The organism is Desulfuromonas acetoxidans DSM 684, from assembly GCF_000167355.1.
GTDB classification, from domain to species: Bacteria; Desulfobacterota; Desulfuromonadia; order Desulfuromonadales; family Desulfuromonadaceae; genus Desulfuromonas; species Desulfuromonas acetoxidans.
Genome location: NZ_AAEW02000003.1, coordinates 31670 through 44423, shown reverse-complemented (window position 1 = coordinate 44423; position 12754 = coordinate 31670). Strand labels below are relative to the sequence as shown.

Genomic DNA, 12754 nt, shown 5'->3' with positions numbered 1-12754 from the left:
GTGTAGAGTTTCGCACTTGTGTTTGGTGAAAATATCCATGATGCTTCGTTGGGAAGGGCCTGACAGCGCGATGGATACGCAAAAAAAAACATAAGGTGTTAACGTGGAGGCAAAATCGATGAAAACCAAGTTTCTGTTTGTTACCGGAGGTGTCGTTTCTTCTCTGGGTAAAGGGCTGGCCGCGGCATCAATTGGTGCTTTGATGGAAGCTCGTGGATTACGTATTTCCATGCAGAAGCTTGATCCGTATATCAATGTTGATCCTGGAACCATGAGTCCATTTCAGCACGGCGAAGTATTTGTTACCGATGATGGCGCTGAAACCGATCTGGATTTGGGACATTACGAGCGCTACACGTCGGCGCGTCTTTCCCGGAAGTCGAATTTTACGACCGGTCAGGTCTATGATGCGGTTATCCGTAAAGAGCGGCGCGGCGATTATCTCGGTGGTACGGTGCAGGTCATTCCGCACATCACCAATGAGATCAAAAGTAAGATCATCGAAAACGCTCAAGATGTTGATCTGGCGATTGTTGAAGTTGGTGGAACTGTTGGTGATATCGAATCTTTGCCGTTTCTTGAGGCGATTCGTCAGTTTCGTACCGACCTTGGGCACGAGAATGTTCTTTATGTTCATTTGACCCTGGTGCCTTATCTGGCTGCGGCAGGTGAGTTGAAAACCAAGCCGACGCAACACAGTGTTAAAGAGTTGCGCGAGATCGGTATTCAACCGGATATCCTGTTGTGTCGATGTGATCGCGAAATTCCCCGTGATATGAAAAGCAAGATCGCGTTATTCTGTAATGTCCGCGAAGACTCGGTGATCACAGCCCGTGACGTCGGTTCTATTTATGAAGTGCCGGTGATCTATCATGAGCAGGGGTTGGACGAGCGCGTTGTTGATGGTCTTGGCATCTGGACTAAAGCTCCTGATCTGGCTCCCTGGCAGAATGTTGTTCGACGGGTTAAGGACCCGGCTTCACAGACGACGATTGCCATTGTTGGCAAATATGTTGAATTGACTGAGAGTTACAAGTCTCTGTCCGAAGCTTTGATTCATGGCGGCATTGCCAATGACTGCCGGGTTAACCTGAAATATGTTGATTCCGAGTCACTCGAGCGCCATGGCCTGGGAGATACGTTTGCCGATGTCGATGGTATTCTCGTTCCGGGAGGTTTTGGTGAGCGTGGCAGTGAAGGTAAGACCGCTGCAATCCGTTTTGCCCGAGAAAACAATGTTCCGTTCTTTGGGATCTGTCTGGGGATGCAGATGGCGGTTGTCGAGTTTGCCCGTAACGTGTGTAAGCTTCCTGACGCGTACTCTGCGGAATTTCGTGAAGAGGCAGAGAACCCGGTCATTCATATCATGGAAGAGCAAAAGGAGATTGCCACTAAGGGCGGGACGATGCGCCTTGGAGCCTATGACTGTGAGTTGACGGAGGGTAGCTTGGCCCAGCGTATTTATGGTCAGAAATGTATTTCCGAGCGCCACCGCCATCGTTACGAGTTTAACAACGGTTTCCGCCAAACACTGAGCGAATGTGGTCTGGAAATCTCTGGTGTAAATCCCGATGCCGATCTGGTCGAGATTGTCGAAATTTCCAACCATCCTTGGTTTTTGGCATGCCAATTTCATCCTGAATTCCGTTCCCGGCCCATGGATCCGCATCCGTTATTTGAGTCATTTGTTGGTGCCTGCCTTCATCAGGCAAAGGAAGCATAAATGGTTACGGAAGTAAAAATCGGCGATGTCGCCTTTGGCGACCAGCATCCGTTTGTTCTTGTTTCAGGTCCCTGTGTTCTTGAAGATCTGGACATGACGCTACACATTGCGGAATCTTTAAAAAAACTGACGGATCAGTTAGGGATCGATTTTGTTTTCAAGGCGTCTTATGACAAAGCCAATCGGACTTCAGTATCATCATTTCGTGGCCCGGGCATTGATGCGGGTCTGGAGATGCTGGCCAAGGTCAAGAGTGAATTCAACGTGCCGGTGGTTTCCGATGTGCATGATGCAACTCAGGTGGCTGCTGCATCTCAAGTTCTCGATATTATTCAAATTCCGGCATTTTTATGCCGTCAAACTGATCTGCTGGTTGCGGCCGGAAACAGTGGCCGGGTCGTCAATGTCAAAAAAGGTCAATTTCAGGCGCCTTGGGACATGAAACATGTGGTCGGAAAGGTTGCTTCTACCGGGAACGAGCAGATCTTGCTGACCGAGCGTGGCGCCAGTTTTGGTTACAACAATCTGGTTGTGGACATGCGCTCATTGCTGATTATGCGCGAGTTGGGCAAGCCGGTCATTTTTGACGCCACTCACGCGGTACAACTTCCCGGTGGCGCGGATGGTGCTTCGGCCGGTCAACGTGAATATGTTGCGGCACTTTCTCGAGCGGCCGTCGCCATTGGTATTGATGGGTTGTTCTGGGAAGTCCACCCTGATCCTGAGTGTGCCCGCTGCGACGGGCCGAACTCCTTGTACCTCAAAGATCTTCAACCGATTCTGGAGTCACTGCTGGCCGTAGATGCCGTGGTGAAAAATCGATGAATACGACCAATTCTATTATAGATGTTGCTCGAAACACCCTGAAAATTGAAGCGGACGCCGTACTGGCTCTTCATGACCGAATTAATGGTGAATTTTGTCAGGCTGTTGAGTTGATTCTGGCCTGTAAAGGGCGCCTGGTGATCTCAGGTATGGGCAAGTCCGGTTTGATTTGTCAGAAAATTGCCTCCACGATGGCGTCTACTGGTACGCCTGCATTGTTTTTGCATCCTGCAGAAGGCATCCATGGTGATCTTGGTATGCTGATGAAAGGTGATGTGGTTCTGGCAGTTTCCAACTCCGGTGAAACCGAGGAGATTGTGCGTATTCTGCCGGTGATCAAGCGTTTGGGGCTGAAGCTGATTGCTATGAGTGGTAACCCCGCCAGCACCTTGGCCCGTGCCGGGGATGTATCATTGGATATCTCTGTTGACAAAGAGGCCTGCCCTCTCGGCCTGGCTCCGACCGCCAGTACAACGGCAACCTTGGCTATGGGTGATGCTCTGGCCGTTGCCTTGTTGCAGGAGAAAAATTTTCAGGCCGAGGATTTTGCGCTGTTTCATCCGGGCGGGGCGTTGGGAAAACGTCTGTTGTTGCGTGTTGAAGATTTGATGCATACGGGTGATGCGATTCCTCTGGTGGCCCAGACAACGACTGTCAAGGACGCATTGTTTGAAATTACCAATAAAAAGCTTGGCATAACCGGTGTTGTTGATGCGGATAATGGGCTGGTAGGTGTTTTCACTGATGGTGACCTGCGGCGCTGTCTTGAAGATCAACACTCCTTGGAACACTTGATGGATCAGGTTATGAGCCGACATCCCAAGCGGGTGCTGCGTTTTAATCTGGCTGCCAAAGCATTACAGTTGATGGAAGAGTACTCGATCACTTCGTTGTTTGTTTTTGAGCACGAGGAAGATGCAACCCCGGTTGGGATTATTCACCTGCATGACCTTTTGAAGGCAGGAGTGGTATGAAAAAGCGATCCATCGAAAAAGTTCGTCTGCTGTTACTGGATGTTGATGGAGTTCTGACTGATGGTCGGATCATCTATGATAATAACGGCATTGAGAGCAAAGCGTTTCATGTCCGTGATGGCCATGGTCTGAAGTTGCTGCAGCGTGCTGGAATCAAGGTTGGTATCATCACTGGGCGCAGTTCTGAGATCGTCAGCCACCGAGCTGCCGAATTGGGGATCGATATTGTCTATCAGGGGGCTAAGACCAAGCTGGAGCCGTACGAACAGATTCTTGCAGATTTGAAACTGTCTGATCAGCAGGTGGCCTATGTAGGCGACGATCTGGTCGATTTGCCGATTTTGCGTCGAGTCGGGTGTTCATTTACTGTGGCCGATGCTGTTGCTGATATCAAACCTTATGTGGACTATATCACCACGCTGCCTGGTGGTCATGGCGCTGTGCGTGAAGTGTGTGACATGCTGTTGCGGCAATCTGGTTTGTGGGATTCCGTTACGGATCGCTATTTTGACTAGCGCACCTTTCTTTACCCCTGTCGCCAATTAGTGTTATCCTTTTTCAATGACTAGACGCAATACCATACGCCGTTTTCTTGTTGCTGCACTTCTGGCTTTTTGTGCGGGATTGCTGGTGTTGGTTCTCTATTACGAGAATTTGCCGACTTCTGTTGAAATCATTGATGATGTCGTCATGGATGCTGATGTTGAGTTGACAACATTTAACTACACAGAAACCGTCGATGGCGCCAAGCATTGGACATTGACTGGTGAATCTGCGGCACATGATTTCAATCAGGAACAAACCCGGATAGACCGGGTGATGATGAAACTCTATGATCAGAAAGATATGGGCGATGTTGTGTTAACTGCTGATCAGGGCACAGCTCTTTTGTCGGATCAACAAGTTAACGTTGACGGAGATGTCGTAATAAAGTCAGATAACGGATATACGCTGTTGACGGAGCGAGCCACCTATTATGGAAATCGTTCTCAAAGTGGTGTCATTGAATCGCCGGTGGCTGTGACGATTCGTTCTGACCAGTTGGAGTTACACGGAACCGGGCTTGTTTTGGATGTTGGTTTACGCACCATGCAGTTGAATACTGATGTTTCGGCGACGTTTTATCCTGAAGCTCAAAAGGAGCAGCCTTGATGCGCTTGTTGTTTCTTATTATATGTACTGTTCTGGTAGGCTTTACACCCGCTATGGCTGAACCTGACATGGAACATGACGCCAGTCAACCGATCCATGTGACCTCACAGCGTCTCGAAGCCAACGACGCAAAAGGGTTCTTCATTTTTACCGGTGAGGTCCAGGCGCAGCAGGGCGATGTCACCATGTATGCTCACAAAATGACGATTTACTATTCGGATGGTGAGCAGAGGCAGGTTGATCGCGTTGTGGCTGAAAAAGACGTGCGCATAGTCCAGTTGAATCGGGTTGCTACGGGACAAAATGCCGTTTTCTGGCAAAAAGACGGACGGGTGGAGTTGACGGGTGATCCCCGTGTTGTCCAGGGGGAAAACGTTGTTGAGGGTGAGAAGATTATCGTTTACCTCAATGAGAGCCGTAGTATCGTTGAAGGCGGCAAGCAGGGGCGTGTTAAAGCCGTCTTTGTGCCGGGAGAATCCACCGAGTGAGCCATCTTCTCAAAGCCACAGGTCTGACAAAGTCCTATCGGCGCCGTACTGTTGTCAACGGCGTTGATCTTGAGGTTCGCTCCGGCCAGGTTATCGGGCTGTTGGGACCAAATGGAGCTGGTAAAACAACCTCTTTTTATATGATGGTTGGTTTGGTTAAACCAGATCAGGGACAGGTGTTTATTGATGATGTTGAGGTGAGCCAGTGGCCCATGTATCAACGTGCCGGCGCAGGGGTGGCTTATCTGCCTCAGGAATCTTCAGTTTTTCGTAAACTGACGGTTGAACAGAATTTGCTGGCGATTCTTGAATACCATGTCAGTGATGTTGAGCAGCGTCGTGAACGGCTGGCCACCTTGCTGGGTGACTTTCGTTTGGAGCATGTAGCAAAGTCTCCCGGGTATGCCTTATCCGGTGGCGAACGGCGACGCACGGAGATTGCTCGGGCGTTGGTGATCGATCCCCGGTTTATTCTGCTTGACGAACCTTTTGCCGGTATTGACCCGCTGGCGGTGATCGATATACAGAATATTATTCTTGATTTGAAAAAACGGGGCATCGGTGTACTGATCTCTGATCACAATGTCCGTGAAACGCTCGGCGTGTGTGACAGTGCTTACATCCTCAATGCGGGCACTATTCTCGAACACGGTACCCCTGAAGAGATCGCAACAAGTTCGACAGCACGGGAAATTTACCTTGGTGAGGATTTCCGGCTATAAAAAATACCGTGTACGTAATACACTGTAGTGAATCTAAATTATTGTTTTGAATATGTCGCCAATCCATTGACCAGGAAACAGAATGGCCCTTGAGTTACGTCAACAATTAAAACTCAGTCAACAGCTGGTAATGACACCCCAGTTACAGCAGGCAATCAAATTGCTGCAGCTGTCTCGTGTTGAGCTGGAAGAGGTGGTCAATCAGGAACTGGAAGAGAATCCAGTGCTTGAAGAAGTCTCCGAGGTTGACGAAAATCGTAAAATAGAAACTGAAGCTGTTTCGCCTGATGCAGATGAGGGCGTTCCTGATAACAATCCGGAAAAGACCCAGGAAGTTGTCGAGGCGGATGGCCTGGCTCAGATAGATGACTGGCAAACATATCTTCAGGGGGTTTTCCCAGGGGGGAAGTGTCGCCGAATCCTTCGATGATGAGGATCATCCGTCCTACGAAAACCTGCTAACCCCGAAAACCACACTGTCTGATCATCTGATGTGGCAGTTGAATCTGTCGAGTATTGCTGACCACGACAAGGTAATTGCTGCTGCAATCATTGGCAATATCGATGATGCCGGTTATTTGCGAACTCCTCTCGAAGATATCTGTCAGCAAACGGAGTCAACTCAGGATCAGGTTGAAGATGTTCTCTATCGGGTACAATCTTTTGATCCGGCAGGTGTTGCCGCACGAGATCTTCCGGAATGTCTGCAATTGCAGCTGGCCTATCTTGGCTTGAAGGGTAGTCTGGCTGAACGGATTATTACCGATTATTCCAAAGAACTCGAAGAGCGCCGCTATCCGGTCATTGCCAAGCAATGTAAAGTCAGTGTCGATGAAGTTCTTGATGCGGCTCGCTTCCTTTCAAGCCTTGATCCTCGCCCAGGTAGTCAGTTCAGTGAATCGGACATTCATTACATTACGCCGGATATTTTTGTTTATAAAGTTGCCGACGAATATGTTGTCTCCTTGAATGATGATGGTCTGGCCAATCTTAAGATCAGCTCCTATTACTCCAATGCTTTGTCTGGAAAAGAGATCGACAGCGAGACTAGTGAGTATATTCAGGAGAAGATGCGTGGTGCTTTATGGCTGATTAAAAGCATTCATCAGCGACAACGGACGATTTTCCGGGTGACAAAAAGCATCGTCAAATTTCAGCGTGAGTTTTTTGATCATGGCATCAGTTATTTGAAACCCCTGGTCTTGCGCGATGTGGCTGAAGATATCGAAATGCATGAATCGACGATCAGCCGTGTCACAACCAACAAATATGTTCAGACGCCTCAGGGGCTTTTTGAGCTGAAGTTCTTCTTTAACAGTGGAATAGGGACTACGGGTGGCGATTCCGTTGCTTCGGAGAGCGTAAAAAACCGCATTAAAGAAATAATTGCCGGTGAAGACGAGAAAAAGCCGTATTCTGATCAAAAGATTGTTAATATGTTAAAAGAGGATGGCATTGACATTGCCCGACGTACTGTTACCAAGTATCGGGAAATGTTAGGAATAGGTTCCTCTACGGCGCGTAAGCGTTTATTTTAATACACGGGTAAAGAACAAGGAGGTTTTTATGCAAATTTCAGTCACGTTTCGTCATATGGACACCAGTGAGCCGGTCCGTAATTATGTTGAAGAAAAACTTGTTCGCGTTAATAAGTATATTGAAGAACCCATCGACGCTCAGGTTGTTCTGACCGTTGAAAAAAAGATTCGTCACAATGCTGAGGTCGCTTTGGTTGCCAAAGGGGTTACCATTAAAGCCTCTGCTGAAGTGACTGATGATATGTATGCAGCAATTGACGCTGTGGTTGATAAGCTGGAACGTCAGCTCAAGCGCTACAAGGAAAAACTCAAACGTCACTCCAGCCGTAAAGGCAAAGAGCGTGACCTGACGAAGACCATTTATGAAGCAGCCAGTGTTGAGGAAGGCCATCCAGAGCCAAAGGTTATCCGCAGCCACAGCTTCTCCATCAAGCCAATGTCAGTTGATGAAGCGGTGATGCAAATGGATTTGCTGCAAAAGGAGTTCCTGGTTTTTACCGATGATGACACCGAAGAGGTGAACGTTATTTATCGTCGCAAAGATGGTAACTACGGTCTGATTGTCCCGAAAAGCTAATTATTCAGCGCGGGGAGCTTGCTCCCCGCGCTGATCTCTTTTGTTGTGTGATTATGAAAATTGTTGAATTGCTAGATCCTGCTGCTGTTGAAGCCGATATTCAATCGGTGACTAAAAACGAGGTATTGGCTGAGATGACCGATGTGTTATTGCGCTCAGCTAAAGATCTCAATCGTGAAGACGTCTTATCGGTTCTTCTCGAACGTGAACGTCTTGGCAGCACCGGTATTGGTGAAGGCGTGGCCATTCCCCACGGTAAGCTCAAAAAGATTGATCAGCTGATTCTGGCTTTTGGGCGTAGTCGTAAAGGGGTTGATTTTGATTCTATGGATGGCAAACCGGCACACCTTTTCTTTTTATTGCTGGCCCCCGAAGAATCGATCAGTGTCCATTTGAAAACCTTGGCGCGTATCTCTAAATTGCTCAAAGATACCGACGTGCGAGACCGGTTACTCATGGCAACGAGTGGTGAGGAGATCTACGAGATTATCCGTGTAGAAGAAACAACCTGAAACGATAGGTGAAGAGCATGGCGCAGTTGAGTGTACGTGAGTTGCTGGAAGAGCAGAACACTGGATTGGAACTCGAAGTGCTGGCTGGTGCTGACGGTCTTCACAAATGTATTGAATCACATCGCATTCAAAAACCTGGATTAGCTTTAGCTGGTCATCTCAGTTATCTCCATCCGAACCGCCTGCAGATTCTTGGCTCCACTGAGCTTAGCTATCTTGAAAAACTTACCCCGGAAACCGCCGCTGCAAATGTTGAGCAGCTCTGTTCTCTGGGGTTTTCCTGTCTGATCATCACCAAAGGGCAAACCCCGCCGAAAGTTTTATTGAATATGACCGAACAGTACGCGATCCCTCTGTTGCGTACCCAGATGAAAAGTTCGGCTTTTATTTCTTTAATCACCAAATTTCTTGAAGAGCGTTTACTGCCGTCGACATCCGTCCATGGTGTTCTGGTCGATGTGTTTGGGGTAGGAGTGCTTCTTATGGGACAAAGTGGTATCGGCAAAAGTGAATGTGCTTTGGATCTGGTTTTGCGTGGGCATCGGCTTGTGGCGGATGACGTGGTCAAAGTCCGGACGAAGTTGCCGGCTGTGTTGTTTGGCGAGGGCAGCGATCTGCTTCATTACCATATGGAAATTCGTGGTTTGGGGATCATCAACATCAAACATCTGTTCGGTGTTGCTGCTATCCGTGAGCGAAAGAAAATTGACGTCGCTATGGAATTGCAGGAATGGGACGATGAAGCCACGTATGACCGCCTTGGCTTGGATGAACAGCATTACGAGTTGTTGGGTATAAAAGTTCCGCTGTTGAGGATTCCGGTCTGTCCGGGGAGAAATATCTCCACCATTATTGAAGTTGGTGCACGCAATCAACTTCTTAAAGAGATGGGCTACAATTCTGCACGTGAATTTCAGGATCGCCTGGAAAAACGGATGGCTGAAGTGGCTCAGCTACATTCACACGTTATTATTGGTGACAATCTGGAGTAGCGATTGTGAGGTTTATTGTCATTACCGGTTTGTCCGGTTCGGGAAAATCAACTGCAGCTAAAGTCCTCGAAGATGAGGGTTTTTATGTTATTGATAATTTTCCTCTGACCTTGTTGCCGACGTTCTTTGAGCAGGGGGGAGGAAATGTCGTCGATTCGGTCGGTGTGGCGATCGTTATGGATGTGCGTAATCCCCATTTTGTCACGGGCTATGAACAGATTTTTGCCGCAGTGCGTCAGGCTGGTCATGAGCCGGAAATTTTCTTTTTTGACGCTGCAGACGATGAATTGATCCGGCGCTTTTCAACAACACGTCGTCGTCATCCCTTGTCCAATTACAGCACGGTGTCTGCAGCGATCTGCCAAGAGCGCAGCCTGCTGCAGCCGTTACGTGATATTGCAACGGTAGTCTTTGATACCTCTTTGTTGTCGGTTCATCAGCTCAAGGCGGCCGTGTTGAGAACGCTGCATGGGTCTCCCGATGCCGGGGTGCCTATGAGTATCCGCTTGCAATCTTTTGGTTTTCGCTACGGTGTTCCTCTTGAGTCAGATCTGGTCATTGATGTTCGATTCCTGCCGAACCCTCACTACGATGAGTCCTTGCGGCCGTTGACGGGCTGTGACAAGCCTGTGCGTGATTTTGTACTTGGCCAACAGGAATCCCAGGAGTTTCTTCAGAGGACCCAATCGTGGCTTGATTTTCTCATTCCACGCTACCGGCGTGAAGGGAAACGCTATTTGACCATCTCTATTGGTTGTACGGGAGGGCACCACCGTAGTGTTGCTCTTGTCGAAGCATTACGGGATTGTCTCAAAGAATCACAAGATGTTACCATCACTCATCGCGACCTGATAAAGGAGGAAGGATGATAGGATTGGTCATTGCCACACATGCCGATTTGGCCGCACAGTTACTGGAAGCGGCGCAGGGCATTATTGGCCCGGTGAGTCGTGCCCGTACCATGTGTCTTGATAAACAATGTGATCCTGAGGCTCTTGCGCAGCAGATGGCGCAACTGATTGCTGAGGTGGGAAGTGACGGTGATGGTGTTTTGGTGATGACCGACATGTTTGGCGGCACTCCCGCGAATGTTGCTGCACGGTTTTTATCTGATCCCGACATTGAAGTGATTAATGGGGTGAACCTGCCGATGCTGTTGAAATTTCCGAGTGGTCGGCAGTCTAAAACACTGGCTGAACTGACTCTATTCCTACAGGACTATGGACAAAAAAGTGTCGTTGTCTCTCGTGACCTGATTGGGTGTGGGATCAGCTGATGTCGATTGTGTTGGCACGTGTTGATAATCGACTGATCCATGGTCAGGTTTTGGAAGCCTGGGTTCCCCATGTTCAGGCGGATTGCCTGATTGTCGTCGACGATGTTGTTGCTCAGGATCCGTTTCGCAAGCAGTTGATGGTTGCTGTCGTTCCGGGTGAATTGGATGTTGAAGTTTGTTCTCATGCTGAAGTCGATCAATTGTGTTCAGCCCATCTCCTCGATTCACGCAATGTGATTGTATTGTTTTCAACACCGCAAGATGCGCTTCAAGCCTACCGTGAAGGGATTCATTTCACTCGCTTAAATCTCGGTAATATGCACGCTCAAGAAGGGAAACGCTGTTTGTCCCGCACACTGTTTGTCGGTCCTGAAGATCAAGACGATCTCAATGCACTGTGTCAACTCGGGGTGATGATTTCCGCTCAATGTATTCCGACGGATCGCGCCATGCGCTGGGATTGTCATGACGAGGAACTCAAGGGGTAGGTTGTGATCTTGGCGTGGCTGGGTGTTCTCTGTGTAATTCTCCTTTGTGGACTGGACCGAACGGCCATTGGCCAATTTCAATTTGGACGGCCGTTGGTATGTTCTGCTGCTGCCGGATATCTGCTGGGGGTGTTTCCCGCAGCTTTTCAGTTGGGCTTGATGATGGAGCTGCTCTGGCTGATGCGTGTTCCGGTGGGGGCCGCCGTTGCCCCTGATGATACCAGCGCCACCCTGGGGGGGGTCGTTCTGCTGTACTTTTTTTCTTTTGGCACCACCCAGCAGGACTTGGTGCTGGTGGTTGCAGTGGCCGTGGTTGCTCTGGTGACGGCGGAAATCGGTAAATTGCTTGATATCCGTACTCGCCACCAGAACGAAAAACGCTTTCAGAATGCGGTTTCCCATCTTGCCGGTCAGCAGTGGTCTGTTCTTCAGCAAAACCATTTACGTTGCACCGTGCTTTTCGCTATGGCGTCCCTGATGTCCGTGGTGTGTGTGGTTGCCGTGGGTGGTCTGCTTTTAACCTTCGTGTTGCCATGGCTGATGCCCCTTGCAGATGGGCATCCGGCTCTGCTGGTTGTAGTGTTTCCTCTCGTTGGTATTGCGGCGATGATGGCGGTATTACAGGTTCGAAAGACGATCCCCCTGTTTGTCAGCGGTTTTTTATTGACCTACGGTCTTTTGCAATTGTTGGAGCTGTAGCCATGGCTATTGAACCGTTGCCTAAAGGACGTTTGTGCCTTTTAAGCCTACGCAGCCTCTTGCTGCAATGTTCTTGGAATTTTAAGCAATTTCAGGGTTTGGGTTGGGTGTATCTCCTGTTGCCGGAGTTGCGCCGCTTATATCCTGCTGATCGCACGTTGCGGCCGATTGTTCAACGCTATTTAGGCTACTTTAACAGTAATGTTTTTTTGGTGCCGACCATTGCCGCGGCTGTGTTGTCGCTGGAGAGACGCCAACGGCTTGAAGAGCCGGTTCCCATGTCACCCCAAGCGTTTACTGAAGCTGTGATGGCTCCCTTTGCGGCTGCAGGGGATGCGTTTTTCTGGGGAGGGCTGCGTCCTTTGTGTTGCGCTGTTGCCGTTGTTGTCGGTAGCTTGGGCTATTGGTGGTCACCCGTGCTGTTTCTGCTTTTGTTCAATATCCCGGCGCTGTTTGTTCGCCTGGTCGGCCCGTGGCTTGGTTATCAACATGGAGTCATGGTGGTTCAGCTTCTGCAAACGTATAGGATTGCTGATGCTGCGTTCGTTTTTAAGCGTTTAGCTGTTGTTATGCTTGGTGCTGTCGCCGCAGTGCTTTGCCATCAGATAGATATGGTGTCACCTTATACCGGGGCCATGGTTCCTGTTGTTTTAGCTGGTGTGATTGGTTGTACTTTTATTCTACGTCAGGGAATTCCTTTGTATCTTGTGATTTTAGGTCTTCTCGGATGTGTCGGCGTTGTTGATCAATTTTTTTTATAGGAGCCTTTTAAAAAGGTACGTGGAGCC

15 protein-coding genes and 1 pseudogene are annotated in these 12754 nt (G+C 49.0%); all 16 read left to right on the top strand.

Going from position 1 to position 12754, the window contains the following annotated elements:
• Positions 1-118 precede the first annotated feature (118 nt).
• Positions 119-1723, top strand: a complete 1605-nt coding sequence (locus DACE_RS02730) for a CTP synthase (RefSeq protein WP_005998139.1) — start codon at positions 119-121, stop codon at positions 1721-1723.
• Positions 1724-2548: a 3-deoxy-8-phosphooctulonate synthase gene (gene kdsA, locus DACE_RS02725; RefSeq protein ID WP_005998138.1), complete on the top strand. Its 825-nt coding sequence runs from the start codon at positions 1724-1726 to the stop codon at positions 2546-2548.
• Positions 2545-3522 (top strand): KpsF/GutQ family sugar-phosphate isomerase, encoded by a 978-nt coding sequence (locus tag DACE_RS02720; RefSeq protein ID WP_005998137.1) that lies wholly within the window; start codon positions 2545-2547, stop codon positions 3520-3522. Before kdsA ends, DACE_RS02720 begins: the two co-directional genes overlap by 4 nt.
• Positions 3519-4037 carry a KdsC family phosphatase gene (locus DACE_RS02715; RefSeq protein WP_005998136.1) on the top strand — a complete coding sequence of 173 codons (519 nt, stop codon included), beginning with the start codon at positions 3519-3521 and terminating at the stop codon, positions 4035-4037. Before DACE_RS02720 ends, DACE_RS02715 begins: the two co-directional genes overlap by 4 nt.
• Before the next feature lie 46 nt (positions 4038-4083).
• Positions 4084-4674, top strand: a complete 591-nt coding sequence (gene lptC, locus DACE_RS02710) for an LPS export ABC transporter periplasmic protein LptC (RefSeq protein WP_005998135.1) — start codon at positions 4084-4086, stop codon at positions 4672-4674.
• 53 nt (positions 4675-4727) lie between these two features.
• A complete protein-coding gene (lptA, locus tag DACE_RS02705) occupies positions 4728-5162 on the top strand; it encodes a lipopolysaccharide transport periplasmic protein LptA (RefSeq protein WP_162013581.1) in 435 nt (144 codons plus the stop codon).
• Positions 5159-5884 (top strand): LPS export ABC transporter ATP-binding protein, encoded by a 726-nt coding sequence (gene lptB, locus DACE_RS02700; RefSeq protein WP_005998133.1) that lies wholly within the window; start codon positions 5159-5161, stop codon positions 5882-5884. The genes lptA and lptB overlap by 4 nt, the downstream gene beginning before the upstream one ends.
• Positions 5885-5966: 82 nt before the next feature.
• Positions 5967-7422: pseudogene (gene rpoN, locus DACE_RS02695) on the top strand (RNA polymerase factor sigma-54).
• Between the two features lie 28 nt (positions 7423-7450).
• Positions 7451-7999: a ribosome hibernation-promoting factor, HPF/YfiA family gene (gene hpf / locus DACE_RS02690; RefSeq protein ID WP_005998132.1), complete on the top strand. Its 549-nt coding sequence runs from the start codon at positions 7451-7453 to the stop codon at positions 7997-7999.
• 53 nt (positions 8000-8052) lie between these two features.
• The gene (locus DACE_RS02685) at positions 8053-8511 is read left to right on the top strand and encodes a PTS sugar transporter subunit IIA (protein WP_005998130.1); all 459 of its coding nucleotides are present in this window, start codon (positions 8053-8055) and stop codon (positions 8509-8511) included.
• Between the two features lie 17 nt (positions 8512-8528).
• A complete protein-coding gene (gene hprK, locus DACE_RS02680) occupies positions 8529-9503 on the top strand; it encodes an HPr(Ser) kinase/phosphatase (RefSeq protein ID WP_005998129.1) in 975 nt (324 codons plus the stop codon).
• Positions 9504-9508: 5 nt separating this feature from the next.
• Complete coding sequence (gene rapZ / locus DACE_RS02675) at positions 9509-10372, top strand: RNase adapter RapZ (protein WP_005998128.1); 864 nt, start codon at positions 9509-9511, stop codon at positions 10370-10372.
• Positions 10369-10779, top strand: a complete 411-nt coding sequence (locus DACE_RS02670) for a PTS sugar transporter subunit IIA (RefSeq protein ID WP_005998127.1) — start codon at positions 10369-10371, stop codon at positions 10777-10779. Before rapZ ends, DACE_RS02670 begins: the two co-directional genes overlap by 4 nt.
• Positions 10779-11267, top strand: a complete 489-nt coding sequence (locus tag DACE_RS02665; protein WP_005998126.1) for a PTS sugar transporter subunit IIB — start codon at positions 10779-10781, stop codon at positions 11265-11267. Before DACE_RS02670 ends, DACE_RS02665 begins: the two co-directional genes overlap by 1 nt.
• Positions 11268-11270: 3 nt before the next feature.
• Positions 11271-11966 carry a PTS sugar transporter subunit IIC gene (locus DACE_RS02660; protein WP_005998125.1) on the top strand — a complete coding sequence of 232 codons (696 nt, stop codon included), beginning with the start codon at positions 11271-11273 and terminating at the stop codon, positions 11964-11966.
• A gap of 2 nt (positions 11967-11968) precedes the next feature.
• Complete coding sequence (locus DACE_RS16965) at positions 11969-12727, top strand: PTS system mannose/fructose/sorbose family transporter subunit IID (RefSeq protein WP_005998123.1); 759 nt, start codon at positions 11969-11971, stop codon at positions 12725-12727.
• Positions 12728-12754 lie beyond the last annotated feature (27 nt).